28 protein-coding genes are annotated in these 23,174 nt (G+C 61.9%); 10 read left to right on the forward strand and 18 right to left on the reverse strand.

What is annotated here, in order from left to right:
• Positions 1-101 precede the first annotated feature (101 nt).
• The 7 genes from YH63_RS11210 to lgt form a co-directional block, all read right to left on the reverse strand.
• On the reverse strand, positions 102-602 hold the full coding sequence (locus YH63_RS11210; protein WP_046827535.1) for a YbjN domain-containing protein: 501 nt from the start codon (positions 600-602) through the stop codon (positions 102-104).
• Between the two features lie 437 nt (positions 603-1,039).
• Positions 1,040-1,993, reverse strand: a complete 954-nt coding sequence (locus YH63_RS11215; RefSeq protein ID WP_040427486.1) for a ribose-phosphate pyrophosphokinase — start codon at positions 1,991-1,993, stop codon at positions 1,040-1,042.
• 185 nt (positions 1,994-2,178) lie between these two features.
• The gene (locus tag YH63_RS11220; protein WP_046827533.1) at positions 2,179-2,793 is read right to left on the reverse strand and encodes a hypothetical protein; all 615 of its coding nucleotides are present in this window, start codon (positions 2,791-2,793) and stop codon (positions 2,179-2,181) included.
• A 165-nt stretch (positions 2,794-2,958) separates the two neighbouring features.
• Positions 2,959-3,888: a MerR family transcriptional regulator gene (locus YH63_RS11225; RefSeq protein WP_046827532.1), complete on the reverse strand. Its 930-nt coding sequence runs from the start codon at positions 3,886-3,888 to the stop codon at positions 2,959-2,961.
• Positions 3,889-3,984: 96 nt separating this feature from the next.
• A complete protein-coding gene (gene pgeF, locus YH63_RS11230; RefSeq protein WP_046827531.1) occupies positions 3,985-4,752 on the reverse strand; it encodes a peptidoglycan editing factor PgeF in 768 nt (255 codons plus the stop codon).
• The gene (locus tag YH63_RS11235; protein ID WP_046827530.1) at positions 4,749-5,858 is read right to left on the reverse strand and encodes a class I SAM-dependent methyltransferase; all 1,110 of its coding nucleotides are present in this window, start codon (positions 5,856-5,858) and stop codon (positions 4,749-4,751) included. Before YH63_RS11235 ends, pgeF begins: the two co-directional genes overlap by 4 nt.
• Before the next feature lie 53 nt (positions 5,859-5,911).
• Positions 5,912-6,757 carry a prolipoprotein diacylglyceryl transferase gene (lgt, locus tag YH63_RS11240; protein ID WP_046827529.1) on the reverse strand — a complete coding sequence of 282 codons (846 nt, stop codon included), beginning with the start codon at positions 6,755-6,757 and terminating at the stop codon, positions 5,912-5,914.
• Positions 6,758-7,120: 363 nt separating this feature from the next.
• Here lgt and YH63_RS11245 point away from each other — a divergent pair, with 363 nt between their 5' ends.
• Together YH63_RS11245 and YH63_RS11250 are read left to right on the forward strand one after the other, a co-directional pair.
• Positions 7,121-7,384 carry an accessory factor UbiK family protein gene (locus YH63_RS11245; RefSeq protein ID WP_046829584.1) on the forward strand — a complete coding sequence of 88 codons (264 nt, stop codon included), beginning with the start codon at positions 7,121-7,123 and terminating at the stop codon, positions 7,382-7,384.
• Positions 7,385-7,746: 362 nt separating this feature from the next.
• On the forward strand, positions 7,747-8,319 hold the full coding sequence (locus YH63_RS11250) for a TetR-like C-terminal domain-containing protein (RefSeq protein WP_046827528.1): 573 nt from the start codon (positions 7,747-7,749) through the stop codon (positions 8,317-8,319).
• A gap of 43 nt (positions 8,320-8,362) precedes the next feature.
• Here YH63_RS11250 and YH63_RS11255 read toward each other — a convergent pair whose 3' ends face one another.
• Positions 8,363-9,373, reverse strand: coding sequence for a Bug family tripartite tricarboxylate transporter substrate binding protein (locus YH63_RS11255; protein WP_046827527.1), 1,011 nt, complete (start codon positions 9,371-9,373; stop codon positions 8,363-8,365).
• Positions 9,374-9,477: 104 nt separating this feature from the next.
• Complete coding sequence (locus tag YH63_RS11260; protein WP_046827526.1) at positions 9,478-10,590, reverse strand: HD domain-containing phosphohydrolase; 1,113 nt, start codon at positions 10,588-10,590, stop codon at positions 9,478-9,480.
• A gap of 308 nt (positions 10,591-10,898) precedes the next feature.
• Between YH63_RS11260 and YH63_RS11265 the strand changes: the two genes are divergently transcribed.
• The 3 genes from YH63_RS11265 to ychF are packed head-to-tail and all read left to right on the forward strand — an operon-like array spanning position 10,899 to position 13,402.
• Positions 10,899-11,639 carry a 50S ribosomal protein L25/general stress protein Ctc gene (locus YH63_RS11265; protein WP_046827525.1) on the forward strand — a complete coding sequence of 247 codons (741 nt, stop codon included), beginning with the start codon at positions 10,899-10,901 and terminating at the stop codon, positions 11,637-11,639.
• 32 nt (positions 11,640-11,671) lie between these two features.
• Positions 11,672-12,271 carry an aminoacyl-tRNA hydrolase gene (gene pth, locus YH63_RS11270; protein ID WP_046827524.1) on the forward strand — a complete coding sequence of 200 codons (600 nt, stop codon included), beginning with the start codon at positions 11,672-11,674 and terminating at the stop codon, positions 12,269-12,271.
• Positions 12,272-12,304: 33 nt separating this feature from the next.
• On the forward strand, positions 12,305-13,402 hold the full coding sequence (ychF, locus tag YH63_RS11275) for a redox-regulated ATPase YchF (RefSeq protein WP_046827523.1): 1,098 nt from the start codon (positions 12,305-12,307) through the stop codon (positions 13,400-13,402).
• Positions 13,403-13,462: 60 nt separating this feature from the next.
• Here ychF and YH63_RS11280 read toward each other — a convergent pair whose 3' ends face one another.
• Positions 13,463-13,768, reverse strand: a complete 306-nt coding sequence (locus YH63_RS11280) for a DUF4282 domain-containing protein (RefSeq protein ID WP_046827522.1) — start codon at positions 13,766-13,768, stop codon at positions 13,463-13,465.
• Positions 13,769-13,988: 220 nt separating this feature from the next.
• Here YH63_RS11280 and YH63_RS11285 point away from each other — a divergent pair, with 220 nt between their 5' ends.
• On the forward strand, positions 13,989-14,447 hold the full coding sequence (locus YH63_RS11285; RefSeq protein WP_046829583.1) for a MaoC family dehydratase: 459 nt from the start codon (positions 13,989-13,991) through the stop codon (positions 14,445-14,447).
• Between the two features lie 13 nt (positions 14,448-14,460).
• A complete protein-coding gene (locus YH63_RS11290; RefSeq protein ID WP_046827521.1) occupies positions 14,461-14,940 on the forward strand; it encodes a MaoC family dehydratase in 480 nt (159 codons plus the stop codon).
• A gap of 140 nt (positions 14,941-15,080) precedes the next feature.
• Here YH63_RS11290 and YH63_RS11295 read toward each other — a convergent pair whose 3' ends face one another.
• The 4 genes from YH63_RS11295 to YH63_RS11310 form a co-directional block, all read right to left on the reverse strand.
• Complete coding sequence (locus tag YH63_RS11295; protein WP_046829582.1) at positions 15,081-15,500, reverse strand: hypothetical protein; 420 nt, start codon at positions 15,498-15,500, stop codon at positions 15,081-15,083.
• 174 nt (positions 15,501-15,674) lie between these two features.
• The gene (locus YH63_RS11300) at positions 15,675-16,526 is read right to left on the reverse strand and encodes a hypothetical protein (protein WP_246658043.1); all 852 of its coding nucleotides are present in this window, start codon (positions 16,524-16,526) and stop codon (positions 15,675-15,677) included.
• A 278-nt stretch (positions 16,527-16,804) separates the two neighbouring features.
• The gene (locus YH63_RS11305; RefSeq protein WP_046827519.1) at positions 16,805-17,236 is read right to left on the reverse strand and encodes a nuclear transport factor 2 family protein; all 432 of its coding nucleotides are present in this window, start codon (positions 17,234-17,236) and stop codon (positions 16,805-16,807) included.
• 238 nt (positions 17,237-17,474) lie between these two features.
• A complete protein-coding gene (locus YH63_RS11310; RefSeq protein WP_046829581.1) occupies positions 17,475-17,720 on the reverse strand; it encodes a hypothetical protein in 246 nt (81 codons plus the stop codon).
• Between the two features lie 154 nt (positions 17,721-17,874).
• Here YH63_RS11310 and YH63_RS11315 point away from each other — a divergent pair, with 154 nt between their 5' ends.
• Positions 17,875-19,164, forward strand: coding sequence for a serine hydrolase domain-containing protein (locus YH63_RS11315; protein WP_046827518.1), 1,290 nt, complete (start codon positions 17,875-17,877; stop codon positions 19,162-19,164).
• A gap of 19 nt (positions 19,165-19,183) precedes the next feature.
• On the opposite strand, the gene YH63_RS11320 is transcribed toward YH63_RS11315, so the two are convergent.
• Both YH63_RS11320 and YH63_RS11325 read right to left on the reverse strand, forming a co-directional pair.
• Complete coding sequence (locus YH63_RS11320) at positions 19,184-19,639, reverse strand: nuclear transport factor 2 family protein (RefSeq protein WP_046827517.1); 456 nt, start codon at positions 19,637-19,639, stop codon at positions 19,184-19,186.
• A gap of 151 nt (positions 19,640-19,790) precedes the next feature.
• Complete coding sequence (locus YH63_RS11325) at positions 19,791-20,471, reverse strand: hypothetical protein (RefSeq protein WP_046827516.1); 681 nt, start codon at positions 20,469-20,471, stop codon at positions 19,791-19,793.
• A 119-nt stretch (positions 20,472-20,590) separates the two neighbouring features.
• On the opposite strand from YH63_RS11325, the gene YH63_RS11330 reads away from it, so the two are divergent.
• Positions 20,591-20,770 (forward strand): hypothetical protein, encoded by a 180-nt coding sequence (locus YH63_RS11330; RefSeq protein ID WP_046827515.1) that lies wholly within the window; start codon positions 20,591-20,593, stop codon positions 20,768-20,770.
• A gap of 77 nt (positions 20,771-20,847) precedes the next feature.
• A complete protein-coding gene (locus tag YH63_RS11335) occupies positions 20,848-21,819 on the forward strand; it encodes an ATP-dependent 6-phosphofructokinase (protein WP_046827514.1) in 972 nt (323 codons plus the stop codon).
• Between the two features lie 45 nt (positions 21,820-21,864).
• Here YH63_RS11335 and YH63_RS11340 read toward each other — a convergent pair whose 3' ends face one another.
• Positions 21,865-22,227, reverse strand: coding sequence for a tRNA-binding protein (locus YH63_RS11340; RefSeq protein ID WP_046827513.1), 363 nt, complete (start codon positions 22,225-22,227; stop codon positions 21,865-21,867).
• 375 nt (positions 22,228-22,602) lie between these two features.
• A complete protein-coding gene (locus YH63_RS11345; RefSeq protein WP_046827512.1) occupies positions 22,603-22,968 on the reverse strand; it encodes a hypothetical protein in 366 nt (121 codons plus the stop codon).
• Positions 22,969-23,174 lie beyond the last annotated feature (206 nt).

A 23,174-nucleotide genomic window follows, 5' to 3' on the forward strand; every position in this document is an offset into this window, starting at 1 on the left:
GCGCAACAAGCTATCGCAGCTTGCGCGGACCAAAAGATGGGTCCCCGCTTTCGCGGGGACGACATCATTTACTTGGTCAGCGCTCGGAAGACCGAGTGAAATTACGCCTCGCCGGCGGTATCGAACATCGCCGCGGTCATGGCTTCCGCGGCGGTCTTGCCGGCCCAGACCACGAACTGCAGCGCGGGATAGTAACGCTCGCAGGCATGCAACGCGCCGTCCAGCATCAGTTCGCATTGCGCGGGCGATGCGGTCATGCCGCCGGGCAGGATCAGCGCCTGCCGGTACATGATCGACCCTGTCGTCAGCCAGACGTCGAAATGGCCGATCCACAACTGCTCGTTGATCGCCGCGATCAGGCGCTGCACTTCGCTGCGCCGCGCCTCGGGGATTTTTATGTCGAAGGCACAGGCCAGATGCAGCGCGTCGATGTCACCCATCCAGGTGAAGGACAGCTGATAGTCGGTCCACTGTCCCTGCGTCAGGATCGTGATCTCGTCCTGACCCGATCGTTCGAACGACCAGTCATTCGTTGATGCAATCTCTTCGACCACCGACAGTGGGCTGTTCCGCGAATCCGTGATGATGTCCAGATGGGACATGCTGCCTTCACCCTGAGTTGGTGTGGGATGTGAAACGCTGAACGAAACGCAAAGAACGAGCGAGGACTGTCGCTGCAAGTTCTCCGTTTACGATCATGACGGTCCGAGTTTCGGATCGTGCGCCGCAACGGCAACCTTGTGTCAAGATTGATCGGTGATTTGCGGAATCTGCGCAACGCCGTGCCGAATCCCGTCCACAGGCAAAGGGTTAATTTCGTCAGTCTTCAACAGGAAGCGCCACGCGCGAAGATGAATTCCGGTTTTACATCGAGCCGCGAGTCAATTCGTGAGTCCGCGCTTGAGCTTAACCCGGATCGTTTCACGTTTCGGCGCGCGTGCGCATGAGAACAAAACGGAATCGGATTCGCCAATCGCGAGTCGCGCGGGCTGATTGCGCGCGCAGGGCGAAGAAAAAATATTTTTGAAGATTGAGCCGTTCAGTCGAACAGGCTCGACACCGACTCTTCGGACGCGGTGCGGCCGATCGCTTCGGCGATCAGGGAGGCGACCGAGAGCACGCGGATGTTCGGAGCCTTGCGCATCGCGTCAGTCGGCTGGATCGAGTCGGTGATGACCAGTTCCTTGAGCCGCGATGAGGTGATGCGCGCGACCGCGCCGCCCGACAGAACGCCATGGGTGAGATAGGCCGAGACTTCCTTGGCGCCGTATTTGAGCAGCGCGTCGGCGGCATTCACCAGCGTGCCGCCGGAATCGACGATGTCGTCGATCAGGATGCAGTCGTAGCCGGCGACATCGCCGATCACGTTCATGACTTCGGATTCGCCGGCGCGTTCGCGGCGCTTGTCGACGATCGCCAGCGGCGCGTTGATCCGCTTGGCGAGGCCGCGTGCGCGGGCCACGCCGCCGACGTCCGGCGACACCACCATCACCTTGGCAAGGTCGAACTTGTCCTTGATGTCGCGCACCATCAGCGGCGAGGCATAAAGGTTGTCGGTCGGGATATCGAAGAAGCCCTGGATCTGGCCGGCATGCAGGTCGAGCGTCATGACGCGGTCCGCACCTGCATGGGTGATCATGTTAGCTACCAGCTTGGCCGAAATCGGGGTGCGGCCGCCGGCTTTGCGGTCCTGCCGCGCGTAGCCGAAATAGGGGATCACGGCGGTGATCCGGCGCGCGGAGGCGCGGCGCAGCGCATCGGTGATGATCAGCAATTCCATCAGATGGTCGTTGGTCGGAAACGACGTCGACTGGATAATGAAGACGTCGGAGCCGCGGACGTTTTCCTGAATCTCGACGAAGATTTCCATGTCGGCGAAACGGCGCACACTCGCCTTGGTCAGCGGCACGCCGAGGACAGAGGAAATTTCGGCGGCCAATTCGGGGTTCGAATTGCCGGCCACCAGCTTGATGGAGCCATTTTTCGCTGAAATCGCAGCCTCTCCTCGTGATGTGGGGGAAACGCTCTTCAACATATCAACCGCCGCCTATGGAACCTGGATCGTGCTCTTCGCGCGCGCGAGCGTGATAACAAGGACCGAACGAGGCTGGCAATACAAAGCCAAGGGTTGGGGCGCGTTTTCCTGCAAAAACCCGTGCCGCGCAGGGCTGGCATCCTTCAATGGGCGTTGAAGGCGAGGGTTTGCGTTTGTCCGGGGGCCGATTCAGGCCGATTCTCGTCAGTCTGCGCGATGGCGGGGCCGGATCGCGGCGTGGCCGGTGGGGCGCTTTCCGGGGCCGGACCGCTTCCGCTGATCAGGCCGTTCAGGCCGTTCAGTCCGGCCAGCGCTATCCGGCGCATCAATTGCTCGTCCGCGGTGGCCCAGGCGTCACGGCCACCCTTGCCGCCGGGTTCCTCGCCGCTGAGGCGGATGGCGCGTTCCTGATCCCGGTCATAGACGTCCCAGACCCAGGCGATGGTGGTCTTGCCGCGCCGGACCTGCGCCGACAGGTAGCTGCGGACCCGGTACGAGGCCTGCGCCTCGCGGGAGACGATGGTGAAACTGCGGGCGGCGGATTCCGTCTCCAGCGCGCGCACCAGCCGGTCGAACACCTGGGGTGGCGGGCCATCCACGGATTCGAAGGCCACCGTCGGTCCAAAACTCGCGGTGGTCGCCACCGGGCCGGAGCCATTGGTGGTGCAGGCCGCCGTCAGGCTCAGCAGAACGAGCAACAGGGGCGCCCGCGCAAACCGCAGCGCCGCCGAAGTGATTGTTCGTCCTTTGAAACTCATGTCCGCCCCGAGTCCGTCGCCGGCGGGGTTGTGCCCTGCACGGCGGGGTTCGGTCCAGCGATATCGTTAATGAGCGTTAACGTCTAGGGCAGGCCGTGGGCAGGGTTTGCAAACCGCGACCACGGCCGTCGGTATTTGAGCCAAATCCGAGCGAAGACCGGACGATCAGCCCAGATGATGCTTCATGGCGTCGATGATCCAGGTCCACTCCCGGTTGGGACTGGTCTGCGGCGACTGGCCTTTCATGATCGCAACAAGCTCCCAATAACGCACCGCGCGGGCATCGTGCGCGGCGTATCTGGTCCGCAGCCAAGCCTTGTAAGCGTCATCCGGCGCACGGCCCATCACCCGTGCGGAGGTTTCCAGCCATTCCTGCGCAAGCTCATGGGCTCTCTCCGATTCCGGTCCAAACCCTTGCGCGATGGCGTCCTTGGCTTTCGCGATGAAGGGGTCGGTGGCTGCCTGCCAGGCGGCAAGATCGAAATTGGCGCCGTCCCAGACTTCCTTGGCGTTGGCGCGCATGGTGGCGACGAATTCCGGATCATCGAGGATCGCGGACAATTCGATCCATGCATCGCACTGCTCGGGCGTTGGATCGTCCGGCAGTTCCGGCGTGCTGGCCTCGATCATCTGCCGCATCCATTCGGGATCGATGCGGACGTCCTTTGACACCTGGCTGTAGAAGCGTTCGATCACGTTGCGGCGTTCGGTACGGGACAGATTGGTCATGGTCCAGAATCTCCTCAGGTCTGCTTCAGTGAGTTCGGGGGAACGGAGCGCGGCGCGCAGCGCGGATGCGACGCGGCGCTGCGAGGCGATCTCGGCCTCGAGTGCGCGCAGCCTGAGCCTCAGTGCGTCGGTCAGCGACAGTTCGTGCGACAGCACCTCGCGAATGGCGTCGAGACCGACGCCGGCGTCGCGCAGGCAGCGAATGAGATCGAGGCGGACGAGCTCTTCGTCAGTGAAGACGCGGTAGCCGCTCTCGGTCCGTCCCGCGGGCGGCAGCAATCCCTTGTCGGAATAGAAGCGCAGCCGCCGGACCGAAACGCCGCTCAGGCGGGCGGCCTCGCCAATGGTGTAGGTTCGATGTGTCATGGAAGCGTTGTGGGGCTTCCACCGGGTGGAGAGTCAAGGCCGGTCGCCGGAACAAATTCCGGTCACGACGTTCGATAATGTCGCAGGTGATGGGAGCTAGCCGTCCAGCACGATAGCGTGGATGTTGCGGCCGTAATCCGGTTCCTTGCGGTGGGTGGTGCGGCGGTAGCTGAAGAACCGCTCGTCCGCATAGGTGTCGACGCCGACATCGTCGATCATCAGGATGCCGGCACGCTCCAGCCGAAACCGGATGTATCCGGCAAGGTCGAACATCGCATGATCCGCGCGCGTGGACGGCACGAAGAACCGCGCGTTGTCGGGCGCGCCTTCCGAAAACCGCGCGACGAATTCCGCGCCGACCTCGTAGCTCTGCTGGCGGATCAGCGGACCGATCGCGGCGATGATGCCGCTGCGTGCTGCGCCGAGACCTTCCATCGCGGCGATCGTGTTTTCAAGCACGCCGCCGATCGCACCCTTCCAGCCGGAATGGGCCGCGCCGATCACGCGCGCTTGCGGATCGATAAACAGGATAGGCCCGCAATCCGCCGCGGTGACGCCGAGTGCGAGCCCCGGCACGTTGGTGACGATGGCATCGGCGCGCGGGCGCGTCTCCGTATTCCACGGCGTGGTGGCGACCGCGACATCGGGCGAGTGAATCTGGAACACGGTGAGGAATTGCGCGGGCGCGACGCCGAGATGTTCCGCCATGCGCCGGCGGTTCTCCGTGACATGCGCCGGATCGTCATTCGAACCGATGCCGCCGTTGAGGCTCTCATAAATGCCGTTCGAGACGCCGCCCTCACGCGAAAAGAATGCGTGGCGCACGCCGGGCACAGCCGAGAGAAGCGACGACGAAAACGTCATGGTTTTGCATCCTGATCGGACAGCGCCGCCAGCGTGTCGATCTCGGGATGTGAGATGCCGAGCACCTTGAACAGCGACCCCATGCCCTCGGGACTCGGGCCGGTGAGGCGGGCCAGTCCGGCGGCCGTGAGTTTCTGGCTGTCTTCGGTGGCGTTCTTCATCAGCGCCTGCGCGCGGGTCTCGATGCCGAGGTTTTTGAGGAACACGCCTTGCTCCACCGGGCCGTGGGCGCGCGCGCCGACATCCTCAGCGGCGCGGGCGAGCGCCTGAAAATCCACATGCGCGGTGAGGTCGGCGAGGCCGGCGTTGCGCAGCGGGTTGGTGTAGTTATGCCGCGCCACCGCCTGGAAGGTGTCGCCGGCGTCGCTGCGCAAATGGCCGTAGTCGATGATCAGCGCCGCGCCGCCCTGATCGCGGACCCGGCGCGCCAGCGTGATGATCTCGTTGTCCGGGCGCCATTCGAAAATCGCGCCGACCGGTGCGGCGCGCGCCAGCGGCGGCAGCAGCACCTCGAAACGCGGCATCGGATTCTCGGCCGTGCCGTAAGCGAGAATGCCGTCATCGATGCCGATGGTGCGCTCATGCCATCCGGTTTCCTTCCTCACCGCCTGATGGATCGGCAGCGCATCGAAGAATTCATTGGCGAGAATGATCGCAGGGCCTTCCGGAATGTCCTCGATCCTGTCGTACCATTCCACATAGGCCGCATCGGCGAGCTTGTCCCGCTGCTTGTCGCGCAGCGTCGGGCTCGCTTCGACCAGATGCACGCTGATGGCGTCATGGAAGGCGGGCAGAATCCGCACCGCGCGCAGCGCGTCGGCCATCATGGTGCCGCGGCCCGGTCCGAGCTCGATGAACTTGACTTCTTCCGGCATGCCCATCGCGTTCCAGACCGAGGCCGCCCACAGGCCGATCAGTTCGCCGAACATCTGGCTGACTTCCGGCGCCGTGATGAAATCGCCGTCGCGGCCGAGGGGATCGCGCTTGAGATAGTAGCCGTATTGCGGATGCGTCAGGCAGATCTGCATGTACCGCGACACCGGCATCGGCCCGCTTGCGGCGATCTGCTTCCGGATCAGGGTTTCAAGCGGGGAATAATCGGACACGGCAATCTTTCAGAACAATCGGGAATCGCGAGTTCAAATATTATCTTACGTTATTATGCCTTGCTTGGCTTTGCATCCGCCGTTCGCGGTCCCCGCCGCCATGCGGCCGCGATGAAGGCGAGGCCGGCAATGATCATCGGAACCGACAGGATCATCCCCATCGTCAATCCGCCCCAGAGAAATCCCAGTTGCGGATCGGGCTCGCGGAAAAACTCGCTGATGATGCGCGCCACGCCATAGAGCGCGGCGAACGCGCCGATGATCAGGCCGGGCCGCTTGAGCGCGCCACCCCGGATCAGCAGCGCCAGAACGATAAAGAGCGCCACGCCTTCGAGGCCTGCTTCATAAAGCTGGCTCGGGTGACGCGGCAGCGGCCCGCCGTTGGGGAATACCATCCGCCACGGCACGCTCGCGTCCGCGGTGCGGCCCCACAACTCGCTGTTGATGAAATTCGCCAGGCGGCCCAGCAGCAGGCCGATCGGGCCGACCGCGCAGGTGACGTCGCCGAGCGACAGCACCGGGATCTTGCGCTTCCAGCCGAACAGCAGCACCGCGATGACGCAGCCCATGAAGCCGCCGTGGAACGACATCCCGCCGGTCCACAGCTTGAAGATCTCGGTGGGATGCTGCGCGAAGAAACCGAAATTGTAGAACAGCACATAGCCGGCGCGGCCGCCGAGAATAATGCCGAGCGTCACCCACAGGATGAAGTCGTCGAAATCCACCACCGTGAACGGCGCCTTGCCGCCCCACAGCCGCTCGCTGCGGATGATCTTGCGGGCATAGAGCCAGCCCAGCACGATGCCGCCGATATAGGCCAGCGCGTACCAGCGGATCGCGATCGGCCCGATGGCGATGGCTACGGGATCGAAAACGGGGAACGCGATGGTCAGCATCATGAGTGGGGCTGTTTCCGGCGGGGGCGCATGTCTGTTCGAAGCCTTGTCGAAAGCCTCGGCGCGTCGGGCGCAAAATTGGCACCGGTTTGCGACAGGAATATGCGTTTACGATCCGGATGTTTACATCTTGCGTCCCGGCAACGCCATCACCATTGTCTGGGCAAGCTAGTGGTCCGTTTCTAACATTCGCACCCGGTTTCAGCAGACATTCTTGCGAATGTTAGAAACAAAGGACCACTAGCAAATATAAGTCTCTGGTGGAGTTTTGGATTTGACATTCGCTTCGCTGGCGTGTGGTTAGTTGGATAGCGAATGTCAAATCCACTCCACCAGACGCGGTAATCGGCCCCTCGGAGTTTCATGATGACCCAGACCAGCAACCGTTTTTTCGACGAGATCGCGCGCCTGATGAATGACGCCGCGGGCGCCGCTTCGGGCGTGAAGCGCGAGGTGGAAACCGTCGTCCGCAGCCAGGCCGAGCGCATCCTGAGCGACCTCGATCTCGTCAAGCGCGAGGAATTTGAGGCGGTGAAGGATATGGCCCGTCTGGCGCGCGAGGAGAACGAGGCGCTGAAGACGCGCATCGCCGCGCTGGAGAAGAAACTAGGACCCGTCGCGGAGACGTGAGGTTCTTCCGTCTACCGAGAGAGTGACGAAAGCAAGTGATCCGCGATCCATCACCGGGTCGTCCCCGCGAAGGCGGGGACCCATATTTCCTAAGTGTGATGTGCAGCGAACAAGTTTCCAGCTTTCGCAAAAAAGAGAGTGCGGTGGTTATGGGTCCCCGCCTTCGCGGGGACGACCGGTTAGGCCCTTCGTGCCGTGCCCCCGCAATTGCAGGAGCGCAACAGTCTGCTCCCGCGCAAAGCCGACCATTTGAATCGAAAAGCTTCGAGTTTGCGCCACAGACGTTGACTAATCTGTTCTCAGAATCACGACTTTGATTGCGTGGGAGTAGCTTGACGCGCGCTGACGTTGCGAGGTGAGCCGTGGCTCCATTTAACCGCACAAATATCTCCGAGGTTGAGCACGTCATAAGAGCGCCCGCATCACGGTGGGACAAGAAGATTGCCGCCGATCTGGTTTCGGAAATGGAGGCCTTCTTCGGCAAGGTGGATACGATTCCGCAGATGAAGCAGGCCCTGGCCATCGCAGGCTACCAGGGACTGCAACGGCAGATTGAAAAGGCTGTCGAAGGAAAAACGCATCTGGATGCGGTTCGGGCGATGGCGCATGCGATGCGCAGCTTTGCTCTCGGCAGTCCCGGATTGGCAGTCGCGTCATTTCGCGATCCGGATGTCGATAACTCCGAGTCCCAGAAAGCGGCAGGGCAACTGGCTCAGGTCGTGCTGCATGTTTTTGGTGACGCAGGCATCAGCGGCACGACGGCCAGGCATGCGATCCGTATCCTCAAGAGCCTTGTCCGTGGATTCGTGCTCAACGAAATGTCGGCTCCGGTGGCTCGCCCGATGGAATATCAAAAGAGCTATGTCTTCGCTGTCGAGATGTTTGTTCGCGGCTTGACTGAGCTTCGGGATGCTTCAACCGCAAAAGAAACCTGAGCGCATCGGATGATGCGCCGCGATTGCAGATTTTCGAATTGGATCAATCCAGCTTGATGCCCGCGGTCTTGATGACCTTCTCCCATTTCGCCGTTTCCGACGCGACATAGGCCGCCATTTCCTGCGGCGTGCTTTGCAGCGGGTCGATCCCGGCATCGATCAGCTTCTGCTTGTTCGCGGGGTCGTTGACCGCCTTGAGATAAGCCTCGCGCAGCTTCGCGATGATGTCGGGCGAGACTTTCGCCGGCGCGGAAAATCCCTGCCATGCCCATGCCTCGAAGCCCGGCACCGTGGCGGCGACGGCCGGCACGCCGGGCAATCCATAAAACTCGCCGGGCGAGCACACCGCAATGGCCTTGATCGATTTCAGGTTGAGCTGCGAACGCGCGGTGGCGAAATCGACGAACATCATGCCGATCTGGCCGCCCGCGAGATCCTGCAGCGCCGGTCCCGCGCCTTTATAAGGCACGTGGTTGAGCTTGATGCCGGATGACTGCGCGAACAGTTCAGCCGCCAGATGAAACGGCGAGCCGACGCCGGCGCTGGCATAGTCGATGGAGCCGGGCGCTTTCTTCGCGGCATCGATCAACGCCTGCACCGAGCCGACATTGAGCTTGTCGGTATTCACCAGCAGCACGATGGCGAAGCGTCCGGTCAGCGAGATCGGCGCGAAGTCCTTCTGCGGATCGTAAGGCAGCTTTTGATACAGGCTTCTGTTCGACGCATAGGTCGAGGTGTCGCCGAGCAGGAAGGTGTAGCCGTCGGGCTCGGCCTTGGCGGCGGCTTCGGCGCCGATCTGTGTTCCGGCGCCGGGGCGGTTTTCCACCACGATCTGCTGGCCGAGCGTTGCGCTCATCGAGGTCGCCACCAGCCGTGCGAAGAAATCGGTGCCGCCGCCGGCGGCATAAGGAACGATGAGACGAACCGGTCGCGCCGGATAGGCCGCCTGCGCCCAGGCGGGCACGGTCAGACCTGCGGGGGCAGCCAAATTCGCGCCGAGCGCGGCGGTGGCTGTCATGAACGAGCGGCGGGTCAACGGCGTATCGATCGGCATGGACGTTCTCCCTGCGCGGCCGATACGTGCCGGCCGACGGTCTCAATTAGTTGCAAGTGCATCTAATCGCGTCCCGCGGCTGAAATCAACAGCGTGGCGGAGCCCTACGTCCCCAGCGCGACCGGGCGAAAGGCCTGGCGCAATGCGTTGTCGAGCTTGTCGCCCATCAGTTCCATGATGCCGAAGGCCTGTTCCGGCGTCATCGCCGCTGTGCTGGCGTCGGGCTCGAGCAGGCTGGCGTAAGTATCCACCAGCGTCATGATGCGGACGATGTCGCTGATCTGTTGTCCCTGAAGCCCGTCAGGATAGCCGGTGCCGTCGAGCATCTCGTGATGATGCAGCACGACGTCGAGCACCTCGCCGGGAAAGCCGCGCTGTTCCTTCAGTGCATTGTATCCGAGCCGCGTATGCTGGGCGAGGATGGTGCTTTCGTCATCCGTTAGTTCGCTGCGCTTGTCGAGGATCGGCAGCGGCACGAACGCCTTGCCGACATCGTGAAGCAAAGCGGCGCGGGTCAGGCGGCGCTGGTCGTCCTCGCGCATGCCGAGATGGTGAGCGAAGGCGACGGCATAGCCGGTGACGTGGAGGGTGTGGCGATAGCTCTTGTTGTGATGCTTGTTCACGGCGATCAGCCATTGCCGCAGCGAGCAGCGCTTCAGGGCGCGCAGAATCTGCGTCTCCGCCTGCATCACGTCGTCGAGCGAGAACGGCATTCCGGCGGGGAGCCGGCGGAAGATCTTCGACATCACGACCAGCGCTGCAGTGACGCCGTTGCTCAGGATGCGGGCGTCGGTGGTGTGCTCGTCTTCCGGCGTTTCCGGAAACACCTGGCGAATCCGGTGCAGGATGCTTTCGGGATGGAACGGCCGCTGGATCGTGTCGGTCGCACCGAGCGCCCAGGCCTGCGCCGATCCGTGATGCAACGCGTCGGCCAGCACGAACAGCCGGGGTAGCGGCAGATAGGACTTGCCGGTCAGCTTGCTGCGGACGCGCTGCACCGCCGTGGCCGAGGTGAGATCAATGTCGATGACAACGCCGGCAAAATCGCTGGCGGGCTGATCGGGCAGATCGAAAATCGAAATTGCTTCCACGCTGCCCGCGTTTCTCAGAATGCGCGCGAGCTCCTCGCTCTGGTCTTCGCAATCCGATGCGAGCAGCAGACGCCGCGTGGATTGCGGCATATCTGCCAAAGCCGGGAGTTTTGCCAAAGCGGCCATGTCCGTCCTCTGCGGGGCGTTCGGTGGTTATGTACTCCATAGATGTAGCGAAAAACCGATTCCCGACCCTTAACAGGTATCCTTAACGGGGCGTGGCGGCGCAGGGTCAGATTGGCTGTCAGGAGACGTTTTTTGGGGCTTTTAAGGTCCAAAATCGGAGATCGAACCCCCTCATTTCCTTGTCTTTCCGGCGGTTTGGGGCTAAGAACCCGCCACGTCCGCGGCCCCCGCACCCCTGGAGGCTTGTCGCGGCGTGAAACCGGGCCGCTTTGCGGCCCTTCACTTTTCAAGACTCAAGGAACTGAACAATGGCGACCGTCAAGGAATTGAAGGCGACCGCTCGTCCGAAGGCCGGCAAGGGGGCCGCTCGGGCTGAACGTCGCGCTGGCCGTATCCCGGCAGTGATCTATGGCAACAACCAGCCCCCGCTCACGATCTCGCTCGACGACGCGGAACTGCGTCTGCGCATCAATGCCGGACGTTTTCTCACCACGGTCCATGACATCGAACTCGACGGCAAGAAGCACCGCGTGATTCCGCGCGACTTCAGCCTCGATCCGGTGCGCGACTTCCCGCTGCATGTGGATTTCCTGCGTCTCGGCGAAGGCGCCAAGATCCGCGTCAGCGTTCCGCTGCACGTTCTGAATGCGGAAACCGCGCCGGGCGTGAAGCGCGGCGGCACGGTCAACATCGTGACCCACAACATTGAACTCGAAGTCCCCGCGGACAACATCCCGCAGTACCTCGAAGCCGACGTTGGCAAGCTGGACATCTCCGGCTCGCTGCACATCACCGACATCAAGTTGCCCGCCAATGTGAAGCTGTTGACGCGCGATGACGCAACGCTGGTCACCATCGTTCCGCCGTCGGGCTACAACGAAGAGCTCAAGGCTGCTGCTGCGGCTGCTGCCGGTGGCGCAGCTCCTGCGGCTGGTGCGGCTCCTGCGGCCGGTGCTGCTCCTGCGGCCGGCGCTGCCAAGGCGCCTGCGGCTGGCGGCAAGGCTCCTGCCGCTGCTGCGGCGAAGCCCGCTGGCGACAAGAAGAAGTAAGCGGCCAGACGTAAACCAAGAGAACCCGCGCCATGCGCCTGTTCGTCGGACTGGGCAATCCCGGCACGAAGTATCAGGGCAACCGGCACAATATCGGGTTCATGGCTGTCGACGAGATCGCGCGGCGTCACGGATTTGGTCCGTGGCGCCGTCGCTTTCAGGGCGAGACCTCCGAAGGCCATCTCGGCTCCGGGCGAGTCATTCTGCTGAAGCCGGCGACTTATATGAACGAGTCGGGCAACGCGGTCGGCGAAGCAACGAAGTTCTTCAAGATGGGCGTCGGCGACATCACGGTGTTTCACGACGAGATTGAGCTGCCGCCCGCGAAGCTGCGGGTCAAGATCGGCGGCGGTATCGCGGGGCATAACGGGTTGCGCTCGATCTCCGCACATGTCGGCAATGACTATCGTCGCGTGCGGCTCGGCGTCGGGCATCCCGGCGTCAGGGATCTGGTGCATCAGCACGTCTTGTCCGATTTCGCCAAAAGCGAAATGCCTTGGGTCAGCGCGCTGTGCGAAGCGGTTGCCGACAACGCGGCGTTTATCGTCACCGGGCAGGACGCGTCGTTTGCAAACAAAGTGCATCTTGCGATGGATGCAAAAGGATTCACATCGAAGGACGACGGCGGCTAGTTCGCGCATCGTCCGGAAAATTCAGGGCAGGTTATGGGTTTCAAATGCGGCATCGTCGGACTGCCCAATGTCGGCAAGTCCACACTGTTCAACGCGCTGACGGAAACGGCGGCGGCGCAGGCAGCGAACTATCCGTTCTGCACCATTGAGCCGAATGTCGGTGCGGTGGCGGTGCCCGATCCGCGGCTCGACAAGCTGTCGGCGATTGCGAAGTCGCAGCAGATCATCCCGACGCAGCTGACGTTCGTGGACATCGCGGGTCTCGTGCGCGGCGCCTCCAAGGGCGAAGGCCTCGGCAACCAGTTCCTCGCCACCATCCGCGAAGTCGATGCGGTGGCGCATGTGGTGCGCTGTTTTGAAGATTCCGACATCACCCATGTCGAAGGCAAGATCGCGCCGCTGGCCGACATCGAGACCATCGAAACCGAATTGATGCTGGCCGACCTCGACAGTCTCGAAAAGCGCGTCGACAATCTGTCCAAGAAAGCCAAGGGCAACGACAAGGACGCCAAGGAGCAACTCGAACTGGTCGATCGCGCGCTGAAGCTGCTGCGCGAGGGCAAGCCGGCGCGTTTCCTCGAACGCAAGGCGGAAGAAGAGCGCGCGTTCCGCATGCTCGGCCTGCTGACGTCGAAGCCGGTGCTGTATGTCTGCAACGTCGAGGAAGGCGCTGCCGCCACCGGCAACGCATTTTCGCAAGCGGTGTTCGAGCACGCCAAGACAGAGGGCGCGGTCGCGGTGGCGATTTCGGCCAAGATCGAATCCGAGATCGCGACGCTGTCACGCGAGGAGCGCGTCGATTTCCTCGATACGCTCGGGCTGGAAGAAGCCGGTCTCGATCGCCTGATCCGTGCCGGTTACGAGCTGCTTCATCTCATCACGTATTTCACGGTCGGTCCCAAGGAAGCCCGCGCCTGGACCATCACCAAGGGCACCAAGGCGCCTGCGGCGGCGGGCGTGATCCATACCGATTTCGAGAAGGGCTTCATCCGCGCCGAAACCATCGCCTATGACGACTACATCGCGAACGGCGGCGAAGCCGGCGCGCGCGACACCGGCAAGCTGCGGCTGGAAGGCAAGGAATACGTTGTCGCCGATGGCGACGTGATGCATTTCCGGTTCAATACGTAATTTGCCAGAAGCGTGATCTCTCTGGTCGTCCCGGCCTGCGCCGGGATGACCAGAGAGAGATTAAACCTGCCCCTCGCGGTCGCGGCCCTGATCGCGGATCGCGCCGAGATGCTCGTTGATCCGGAACACGATCAGGATCAGTTCGGCGCTGATGCGCGAGAGAATGATTCCGACGACGATCCCTGCGAGCGCAGCCAGCAGCAGCACGAAGCCGCCGAACGGGCTGATCGCCATCATGGTCAGCGCGGAGAACACGCCTGAGATGCCGAACAGGATCACCAGCGCGATGACCAGCCAGTAGAACGCCTTGATGATGGCGGGCGTGATGAACCTGTCCCACTGGAAGAGATCCTGAAACTGAAACATGGGTTTGTCTCCAGATAAACCGCAAAGATGGATGACGGCAGGCGAACGGGTTGCCCGGAGCCGTCAGGCGATTGAGCGAATCAGCGGCCGACTGAATCGCTCCGGATGGTAAGGGTTGTCGCATATCGCCGAAAAGGACGGAAGGCGACGGCGAAACGCCTCACTTGAGGTGTCTGCAAATAACGGCCAAACTGCGCCTATCCACAACGTGATTGAAATGATGAAACGCGCATTCGAAGACTTTAAGCCCGGTCACCTCGGTACGTTCGGCCCGCATCATGTGTCCCGCGAAGATATTATTGAATTCGCCACCGAGTTCGATCCGCAGCCGATGCACCTCGACGAGGAGGCGGCCAGCCGCACCATTTTGAAAGGTCTGTCGGGCTCGGGCTGGCACATGTGCGCACTCTGGATGCGCATGGCGTGGGACGGTTTCATCAGCGGGATCGCTTCGATGGGCGCCCCGGGTGTCGAGGAAGTCAAATGGGTCTCGCCGCTGCGGCCGGGAGACGATCTCATGCTTGATGTCGAGGTGCTCGACACGCGAGAATCGAAAAGCATGCCGGACATCGGATTTGTCCATCTCAAGCAAGAGATGCGAAACGCATCCGGGCAGGTTCTCATGTTCAGCACGATTAAGATTATGGTCCTGCGGCGACACGCCGTGGAAGCGATGTGAGAGGCGCGCCGCAATGCCGTATTTCGACGACATCAAGATCGGCGATCGCCGCGAACTGGGATCGTTCACGTTTACGCCGGAGAACATCAAGGCCTTCGCCACGAAGTTCGATCCGCAGCCGTTTCATCTTGACGAGGAAGCGGGCCGCAAGTCGGTGTTCGGCGGTCTCGCCGCGTCGGGATGGCATGTCGCTGCGGTCTACATGAAGCTGACGGTCGCGAGTTTTCAGCGCGAGGCGGCAGCGTTGATCGCGCGCGGCGAGAAGCCGGTGGCGTCAGGTCCGTCGCCGGGGTTTCGCGAACTGAAATGGATCAAGCCGGTGCTCGCCGGCGACACGCTGACCTACGCGTCGGAGGTTACCTCGATGCGGCCGCTGGAATCGCGTCCGCAATTCGGCTTCGTCGGCTTCTACAACACCGGCGTCAATCAGCGCGGCGAACTGGCGTTCTCGTTCATGGGTTCGGTGTTCGCGCCGAGGCGGCCCGCCGCTTGAACCTCGCAGCCATGCGATAAAGAAAAAGCGCCGCCCGCTCGTGTCATGGAGAGGGCGGCGACAAGCCTCAGGGAGATTGCTTGTTTCAGAAGGCGTGATCCCGAAAGATCACGCCCGAACAAACAGAGTTCGGTCCTTATTTAGTCCTGGCGCGGTTCGGGAGCGGTGCGCTTCCACTGCGCCAGATTGTCGGCGATCATGCGGGTCGACTTCATCGCGGTCTGGCCGAGCTGGGCATAACCGGCCAGTTCGCGCTGAATGCGCTGGCCTTCGTTGTGCATCAGCGTGCGCAGTCCTTCCAACTCGGTGATCAGGTTTTCGATTTCCCCGAGCGACGCACCTGCGACGCGATGGATCAGCGTGTTGACGCTGCTGACCGCGGCTTCGGCGGACGTGTCTGCCGGTGCGTCGGTGGCTGGTGTTGCTGCTGTCGGGTTGCGGCGAAGATAGGCGACGTCCTTGCGGACGAAATCGCGAATTCCGGCTTCAACATCGCTGACGGCGGCGAGGTTCTTGTCCTCATCACTGATTTCGGACTTTTCTGCCTGAATGGCGTTCATCGGCTGTTCCTTGTTTCGCAGGTTGAGCGAGCGCGGAGGTCCCCCGCACGACGAATAGAGGTACATCAGTCCAGCCGATCGTGACCGAAACGCGGCAGGGATGCGGCGAAGACCGATTCATACAGTGGACAAACCGGGAAAGGCCGGGATGGTAGCCATCCGGTTAAGCGGAACCTACCAGCGGGTCTTGAAGCCCGCGCTCAGGCTGCGGTTGGCGAACCCTTCGGACGTCTCGCTGACCGATCCCGTGACAGTGACGCCGCCGAACAGTTTCTGTTCAGCGCCGATCCGGCGCAGCCATTTGTCGTCGGCGGTCGAATGGGTCTGGCCCGCGATGAAGCTGGTGCCGGTTTCAACGATGCCGAGCCGGGCGGACTGATCGACTTCATAAATCCGCGACGACGCGCCGAGGCCGAACACCGGCACCAGCGTCTGTTGCGTGACATTGTAGCCGTTCTGAAGCGTAAGCGAGTATCGATCGCCGCCGAACGGCAGGGATTTGCTGAGTGACGTGGCGAGCTTGCTCTGTTCTTGCGCGGGATCTGTGCGCGCCTCGATGGCGGTCTTGTCCCAGATCGAGCCGAGACCGGGCGCGGTCATCGCGGCCCATGCGCTGCCCGACGATTGCGAAATCTGATTGTTGTGCGCGATTTTTTCCGCGAGGACTGCCGACGAGGTCAACGGCATCTGGGTCGTGACGTTCAGGTCGGCGCCGACGCGGGTGTCCCAGAATGGCGTGATCGGTTGCTTGATCGTGACCGCGGACGAGCCGTCCTCTTTGTCGTTGCGGCTCCATGACCAGGGGGCGTCCAATGCAGCAGCCGTCTTGCGATCGATCGCGGAAGGCGATTCATAAACCGATGTGGGATCGGTATTGAGGATGCTCCAGTCGATGTCCGCAGGCTCGATGAATTCCGGCGTGGCGGTCTCGGCGGCTTCAACCGCTTCAGGTGCATCGCCGTCTTCCGCTCGCGCGACATCGGCAACACAAAGGCCGCAGGCGAACGCCAGCGCGATCGTCGTCAAGCATCGTGATGGCGGGGAGAGCGGCATTCGCGGCGTCATTGCATTGCGTCCGGCATTTTCGCGGGTCGTTATGGCTGATCGGGAGCCATCAAGTCATCAGGCAGGTTAATATCGTCTTTCGACGCCATCGCCGCCAGCCGCAGCGACGGTGTCTCAATCGTGTTTGTCGCAATTGTGACTCGGTGGGCTCAGGTGAATGAACCTTATGTGATGCTGCACATAAAAAAACGGCCCCGCATCGGGGCCGCTTGCGTTCGCCGAAGGATGCCGGGATTTGATTACGCGATTTTCGGCAGATGAATCTGACGGCCCAGCGCCTGCTCGACCAGATCGAACGTGTCGATGATGGCGCGAAGGTTGGTCAGTCGACCGGCCTTGAACGTCGCGAAGATGGCGATCCGGACGCTGATCGGATTGCCCGAGGCGGCCGGCGTTAGCGAATAACGCATCAGCGACGCTGCCGAATCCTCGCCCAGCATGATCGATTCCCGGTCGAAACGATGAAGGCTGACGATGTCGGAGATTTCGCGAACGACATCGATCACGGCGCGCTTGCCGTGGCGGGGGCCAAGAAAGGCGAACATGTCGATCGGGCCGTAGATCGCCCAATCGACGTTCTCGTCGAGGATCGATTCGAGGTGATCGGTCTGACGCTCGTTCAGCGCACGATGAAACGCGCGAGAAAAACGCCAGAGGCTGTGCTCTGTCATTTTGAGGTCCTGAAATGTCACTTAACCAAGCAGCAAACGGCCCATGTGGCGTCGCCGATGACGCCGGGCCAGGATGCTGGAATTCCAATTGATGACATCGGAAGTATCAAATTTAGCCCGGATGACAACGCACGATATTGCATTGCACAAATGTGCGAAACGCGGGTTAGGCGCTCAAAGTTCAATCAGAACGTGCGGTGGCACAAAACGGCAGCAGCTCTGAAGGGGCTGAAACGCGTCAGGCGTCGCTTTCCATGCGGATGCGGGCGCGTGCGGCGGTATAAGCGGCCCAGATGGCGCCGATCAGCCCGCCGAGAACGGCGCCGATGGGCGCGAAGGTGAAGAACACCAGCATCGCGCTGTAGCCTTCGAAATCCGTGGTCTGAAAAATGCTGACCCATGCGATTCCCGCCAGGATGCCCAGCGCGACTCCCAGAACGAGGCCGACGACGGTCCCCAGAGCTGCCAAAACGATTGTCTTCATCATGTCCCTCGTGATCCGGGTTGCGTCCCGGACACCGGTTCGTCGGGCGGCAAGGCCGACAGGTTCATGGCCGGGAGCGGCTTGAACGCGATACGGTCCCGCGCCATCCTCGAAGTCATAAGTTGACCAAGCGCTTTTCAGGAACGAATCGCCGATGACATGGTCATCCGCTCTCAATCGGCTGCGCGCGGCGGCATGTGTCTGCGTCCTGCTTGTGGCCGGAGCGGCGAAGGCGGAGGTGTCCGGCACACCCGCTGCCAAGACGTGCGGGCCGTCGTTCTCCCATTCAGGACCGGATGCGGAGGCCTATGGCGCGGTCCGGAATTACCCGCTCGGCACCATCGCCGACCGGCGGCGTCAGGACTACATGGTCGCGACGTTCAGCAATTTCGACAAGCTGCTACCTGCTCACGCTGTGGCGCCGCCGGCTGCGCCATCGCCGCTGGCGCGCGATTGCGACCGCGCCGCCTGGCATTATGACTTCGACGGCGAGCGCCGCACCCTCGACCAGTATCTGGCGCGGCATCCCACGACGGGACTACTGATTGCGCGCGACCAGACCATCCTGTTCGAGCGCTATCAGTACGGACGCCGCGACACCGATCGTCTGCTCTCCAACTCGATGGTGAAAACCATGGTCGCGATGCTGGTCGGCATCGCCATCAAGGAGGGCAAGATCCGCTCGATCGAGGATCTGGCGCAGGACTACGTGCCGGAGATGAAAGGCAGCGCCTACGGCCAGACGTCGCTGCGGGCGCTGCTCACCATGAGCGCGGGTATTGAGTTTTCCGAACGATACGACGGCACCGACGACGCCATGAAGTTCGCCATGGATCTGCGCCGCTCCGATTTGCCGAGCGCCGCCATCCTCCTGCGGCGCTACAACAACCGGCCGGTGCCGCCTGAAACGAAATTCGCCTACACCGGATCGCAGACCGAAACCCTCGGCCTTGTGCTGATGGCCGCGACCGGCAAGCGCCTGTCGGATTATCTGTCCGAGAAAATCTGGAAGCCGATGGGCGCGGAGGACGAAGCAAGCTGGACCGTCGACGGCCACAATCAGGAACTGGCCTATTGCTGTCTCGCTGCACGGCTGCGGGATTACGCACGCTTCGGCCTTCTGCTCGCGCGGGACGGCGGCGGAATCATTCCGGAAGCATGGGTGATCGAGGCGACCACCGCGCCCGAAGGATCATTTCGTTCGCCGCGCGTGGCGACGCCGTTCTACGGCTACGGCTACCAGACCTGGATCATGCCGGCGAAGCGCCGCATGTTCGCGATGCTGGGGATCAACGGGCAGGCCATCTTTGTCGATCCCGCCTCGAAGCTCGTGCTGGTGCATACCGCTGTGCGCGTGAAGCCGAACAGGGATCCCGCAGCGCGCGAATTGACCGCGCTGTGGTTCGGGCTGGTGCGTGAGCTCGGTGTATCGGCGGCGCGTTAGTTCTGGCGGACCATCGTGGCTATTGCCGCATCGCGTTCTTCAGGCGGGCCGCGAATTCGCCGGTCAGATCACGCCCGAGCAATTGCTGCACCAGATCGAAGGTATCGAACAGCGAGCGGTGCTCCAGGATGCGGCCGTTACGCAGGGTGAAGAATTCCCCGACATTCAGCGTGATGACGCGCTGGTCGCTGCGCTTGGTCAGGGTCGCCTGCACGAATGTTGCGGCCTGCGTTTCATCTGCGACCACAAAATCGATCGTATGGCGCCGGTCGGAATAGCGCTCATGCTGGATCTGGATCGCCTTCGCGATCCACGCCTTGCTCTGCTGGAGGCCGAGATGCGGAAATATTTCAACGGGGGCATAGGTGACTGAAACAAAAGCATCGTCGCAGCACTGCTCCATGCGCGCGACGTCACCGGAATAATAGGAGTCGATAAAAGTCCGCACACATTTTTCGGACTGTTGATTGTTCATTGCGTCGTCTCCCCCGTCTGGCGGTTCCGTAGGTGGGAACCGATTGAGGATCAAGCCGCATGCGGTGCGAGGTTTAACGAAGTCTATCCAATGTGTCGATGATTGTTCATGCATGTCCCAACGACGGAGAGCGACGTCGGCGACGAAAATTTCACCGGTAGTTAATGCTCCATTGCACGATTTGCGGACGCACGCGGCGCAACACCAGATTTGTCGACGCGATCAGCACGTCGCCCGTCACCGATGCGAAGCGGGGCGGTAACGGATTAGCGATACCGGGTTCGAACCTGATTTTCAGGGTGCAGTCACCCGGCAGATCGACGAACGGACTGTTGAGCTTCGAGGCCTCGCCGCCACCGACGCCACCGAAGCCGGTGACGCTGAAGCCGCCACCGTTGAGCTTTTCGAGATCCTTCAGCGTCAGGCCGTTCCGCACGCTGCCGGGGCCGGTCCAGGTGGAAGGCGCCTCGACGGTGATGGACAACGGCTTGGAGCGGGCCTTGCTGTCCTTCCAGAAGACAACGAGGCGCCGGGTCGGATCGCCGTCGAAAAGCACGGTGGCCTTGGTCAGCACGTTGTTGGTCACGTCGACGTCCTTGAAGGCGACATTCTTGACGCCGAACGCCGCCACCAGCTTGTCGTGCGTGGTGTCTTTCGCAAACGGCCCTTCGCAGGCCAGCGACGGAGCCTTCGGCGCGTCCTTCAGATTGTTGAGCGAGGTATCCTGCGCCATCGGCTCGGCAGGCTTGGTCGCCTTCTTCGCGGCATCAGCACCGGTCAACGCGAAAGCGCAGATCAGCACGGCTCCGAATAGGGATTTCATAGCCGTCATTGTCTTGTCCGTGGTGTGTCGCCTGAGCCAGTGGCGCTACCATACTACATCATACAGTAAGGTTGCGGGGAACGGTTGTCCGCAAGGCGCATTGTCTTCCCAATACACTGGAGGACTGCATGACCAAAACGATCCCGCCCGTCCCGGAAGACAACCGCAGCGACAAGGGCCCCGGCAGCGCGCCGAAGGTGACGACTGACGACACCAAGGGGCATCGTGACGATGAAAAGCAGAACATCGATGAGCAGGGCGACCACGGAAACATGAAGCAGAACACCAGCAACCGCAGGTCCGGTTGACGGGAAGCTGTCATGCCCCGCTCTTGTCAGTGCCCGTCCGCATGGACGGCAAGCGAATGGCATCCTAAAGTTCCCTCATGAAAGCTATTGCGATCCTGACCAGCGGCGGCGATGCCCCCGGAATGAACGCCGCGATCCGCGCGGTCACGCGTAGCGCGCTCAATCGCGATATCGCGGTGTTCGGCGTACGCGAAGGCTGGCAGGGGCTGATCGATGACCGGATGACCCGGCTCAATGCGCGCGACGTCGGCGGCATCATCCAGATCGGCGGGACGTTTCTCGGCAGCGCGCGTTCGAAGGAATTTCGCGAGGAAAGCGGCCGCTCGAAGGCGCTGCGCAATCTGGCGACGCGCGGCATCGACGCGCTGGTGGTGATCGGCGGCAACGGATCGCAGACCGGCTCCGCCGCGCTGCATGGTCTGGGCTTTCCCGTCGTCGGGGTCGCTTCGACCATCGACAACGATCTCTTCGGCACCGACGTCACCATCGGTTGCGATACCGCGATCAACGTGACGCTTGAAGCCATCGACAATCTGCGCACCACGGGCTCATCGCACACGCGCGCGTTTCTGGTCGAGACCATGGGGCGCAACTGCGGCTATCTCGCCATGATGGCTGGTCTTGCCGGAGGCGCGGAGGTCATTTCAACGCCCGAGCTGGAAGTGTCGGCTTTTGAAATCGCCGAGCGGCTGCGCGCGGCCTATGACCGCGGCAAGACCCATGCGATCGTGGTGATCGCCGAAGGCGTCAAGGAGAATGTTGCGCGTATCCTGGCTCACTTCGAGAAGGATCGGGATATGGTCGGGTTCGAATTGCGCGCCACCGTGCTCGGCCATGTGGTGCGCGGTGCGCCGCCCACGGCCTTCGACCGGCTGCTCGCGACACGGCTGGGTGTTGCCGCGCTCACGTCGCTGGCGGAAGGCGTGTCGGGAGTTCTGGTCGGCGAGCAGCGCGGCGAAATTACCCGCACGCCGCTGGCCGAGATTGCGGGACGCACCAAACCGATTTCCACCAGTCTCATCGACCTCGCGCGCGTGTTGGCGCAGTAGATGCTCGCAGCATACCGCGCGGCGTTGTGACGAGGATAATTTGCGTCAGTAGACTTTCGCGCCGGGCGCGACGATGTCGCGGCCGGTGTCATCTTTGCGCGGCGACAGCAGGATGACTTTTCCATCGGCGTTCGGTGCGCCGAGGATCAGCACTTCGGACATGAAGCCCGCGATGTTCCGCGGCGAAAAATTGCAGACGCACACCACCAGCGAGCCGACAAGCTGCTCGGCCGCGTAGTTGGTGATCTGTGCGCTCGACCATTTCTCGCCGAATTCGCCGAGATCGACCCGCACCTTCCACGACGGATTGCGGGCTTTCGGAAACGGCTGAACTTCAAGAACGCGTCCGACGCGGAGGTCGACCTTGGCGAAGTCGTCATAGGTGATGGGGGAGGAGGTCACATTCATCGATTGCGTTCGTGCACTGAGCGTGATGCATCACTATCTTCAACGCGACAGAGGGAACACCCGGTCTCGCTACAACATCTTGTTGTCTAGAGGAGAGAATTCACACGAGCAAGTTGTCTTGTCTGTTCGCGACGTCATCGATGTTCGGGATGGACAGGATTTCTTCCGGTGCTAGTATATTTTCAGCTCCCGACGGGACGAAGGACTGCTGTCCTTACGCAGCGACAGCATGATCACTTCAACGACGTCCAGTCCGGCGCACCGAGGTTTCTCGGAGAGCCCGCGATGACGCGGTGCGAACTGAAGAAGTAAATCAAGAACGTGGCGACGAACGTCGGCGGCGTAATTTGTGATGTGTGGTCGCGACGGCGACGATCAGCCCTTGGCTTTCCTGGTCGCCTTTTTAGCCTCCTTCTTGGAGGCTTTTTTCGCGGTCTTTTTTGCCGGTTTAGCGGATGCGACGGCCTTCTTGGCGGCAGCGGCATCGATTGCCTGCCGAACCGACCGGGCATAGCTGTAGGCGGCGTTGTCGGCGGACATCTGCAGGCGCTTCACCGTCGCCGTGCCGATCTCGAGAATGTCTTTCGCAAGCTGCCGCTGACGCTGCTTGCTCTCGGCATCCTTCGCCTTGGCGGCGAGGGCGATGGCGCGGTCCCGCCGCTTCTTCACGGCAGCCGTCAGAGCCTTGTTCTGCTGCTTTGCAAGCTGCCGGATGAGCGCATCGAGATCGGCGTCGGCCATTTATTCAATCCCCCAGGTGACGTGCAGAAATTCTGCTGATGACCTAGCAGGTGGCGAGGGGATTTTGCAATCGACGGCGCAGATGGAAACCAAGCATTTGAGCTTGTCTGAAACACAGAAGCAGGATCTCTCATCGGAGGACTGAGGCGACTAAGTGGGCGATGGTGTCGATAAACCTTATAAGAAGTGAAATTGCCATCATAACC

The organism is Afipia massiliensis, from assembly GCF_001006325.2.
In the GTDB taxonomy this organism is placed as follows: domain Bacteria; phylum Pseudomonadota; class Alphaproteobacteria; order Rhizobiales; family Xanthobacteraceae; genus Afipia; species Afipia massiliensis_A.

Excerpts from the sequence above, each read along its gene's own strand:
- YH63_RS11210 (WP_046827535.1), bottom strand. The coding sequence starts at position 602 with ATGTCCCATCTGGACATCATCACGGATTCGCGGAACAGCCCACTGTCG.
- YH63_RS11220 (WP_046827533.1), bottom strand. The coding sequence starts at position 2,793 with ATGAGTTTCAAAGGACGAACAATCACTTCGGCGGCGCTGCGGTTTGCG.
- YH63_RS11225 (WP_046827532.1), bottom strand. The coding sequence starts at position 3,888 with ATGACACATCGAACCTACACCATTGGCGAGGCCGCCCGCCTGAGCGGC.
- pgeF (WP_046827531.1), bottom strand. The coding sequence starts at position 4,752 with ATGACGTTTTCGTCGTCGCTTCTCTCGGCTGTGCCCGGCGTGCGCCAC.
- lgt (WP_046827529.1), bottom strand. The coding sequence starts at position 6,757 with ATGATGCTGACCATCGCGTTCCCCGTTTTCGATCCCGTAGCCATCGCC.
- YH63_RS11245 (WP_046829584.1), top strand. The coding sequence starts at position 7,121 with ATGACCCAGACCAGCAACCGTTTTTTCGACGAGATCGCGCGCCTGATG.
- YH63_RS11255 (WP_046827527.1), bottom strand. The coding sequence starts at position 9,373 with ATGCCGATCGATACGCCGTTGACCCGCCGCTCGTTCATGACAGCCACC.
- YH63_RS11260 (WP_046827526.1), bottom strand. The coding sequence starts at position 10,590 with ATGGCCGCTTTGGCAAAACTCCCGGCTTTGGCAGATATGCCGCAATCC.
- YH63_RS11265 (WP_046827525.1), top strand. The coding sequence starts at position 10,899 with ATGGCGACCGTCAAGGAATTGAAGGCGACCGCTCGTCCGAAGGCCGGC.
- pth (WP_046827524.1), top strand. The coding sequence starts at position 11,672 with ATGCGCCTGTTCGTCGGACTGGGCAATCCCGGCACGAAGTATCAGGGC.
- ychF (WP_046827523.1), top strand. The coding sequence starts at position 12,305 with ATGGGTTTCAAATGCGGCATCGTCGGACTGCCCAATGTCGGCAAGTCC.
- YH63_RS11280 (WP_046827522.1), bottom strand. The coding sequence starts at position 13,768 with ATGTTTCAGTTTCAGGATCTCTTCCAGTGGGACAGGTTCATCACGCCC.
- YH63_RS11285 (WP_046829583.1), top strand. The coding sequence starts at position 13,989 with ATGAAACGCGCATTCGAAGACTTTAAGCCCGGTCACCTCGGTACGTTC.
- YH63_RS11290 (WP_046827521.1), top strand. The coding sequence starts at position 14,461 with ATGCCGTATTTCGACGACATCAAGATCGGCGATCGCCGCGAACTGGGA.
- YH63_RS11295 (WP_046829582.1), bottom strand. The coding sequence starts at position 15,500 with ATGAACGCCATTCAGGCAGAAAAGTCCGAAATCAGTGATGAGGACAAG.
- YH63_RS11305 (WP_046827519.1), bottom strand. The coding sequence starts at position 17,236 with ATGACAGAGCACAGCCTCTGGCGTTTTTCTCGCGCGTTTCATCGTGCG.
- YH63_RS11310 (WP_046829581.1), bottom strand. The coding sequence starts at position 17,720 with ATGAAGACAATCGTTTTGGCAGCTCTGGGGACCGTCGTCGGCCTCGTT.
- YH63_RS11315 (WP_046827518.1), top strand. The coding sequence starts at position 17,875 with ATGACATGGTCATCCGCTCTCAATCGGCTGCGCGCGGCGGCATGTGTC.
- YH63_RS11320 (WP_046827517.1), bottom strand. The coding sequence starts at position 19,639 with ATGAACAATCAACAGTCCGAAAAATGTGTGCGGACTTTTATCGACTCC.
- YH63_RS11325 (WP_046827516.1), bottom strand. The coding sequence starts at position 20,471 with ATGACGGCTATGAAATCCCTATTCGGAGCCGTGCTGATCTGCGCTTTC.
- YH63_RS11330 (WP_046827515.1), top strand. The coding sequence starts at position 20,591 with ATGACCAAAACGATCCCGCCCGTCCCGGAAGACAACCGCAGCGACAAG.
- YH63_RS11335 (WP_046827514.1), top strand. The coding sequence starts at position 20,848 with ATGAAAGCTATTGCGATCCTGACCAGCGGCGGCGATGCCCCCGGAATG.
- YH63_RS11340 (WP_046827513.1), bottom strand. The coding sequence starts at position 22,227 with ATGAATGTGACCTCCTCCCCCATCACCTATGACGACTTCGCCAAGGTC.
- YH63_RS11345 (WP_046827512.1), bottom strand. The coding sequence starts at position 22,968 with ATGGCCGACGCCGATCTCGATGCGCTCATCCGGCAGCTTGCAAAGCAG.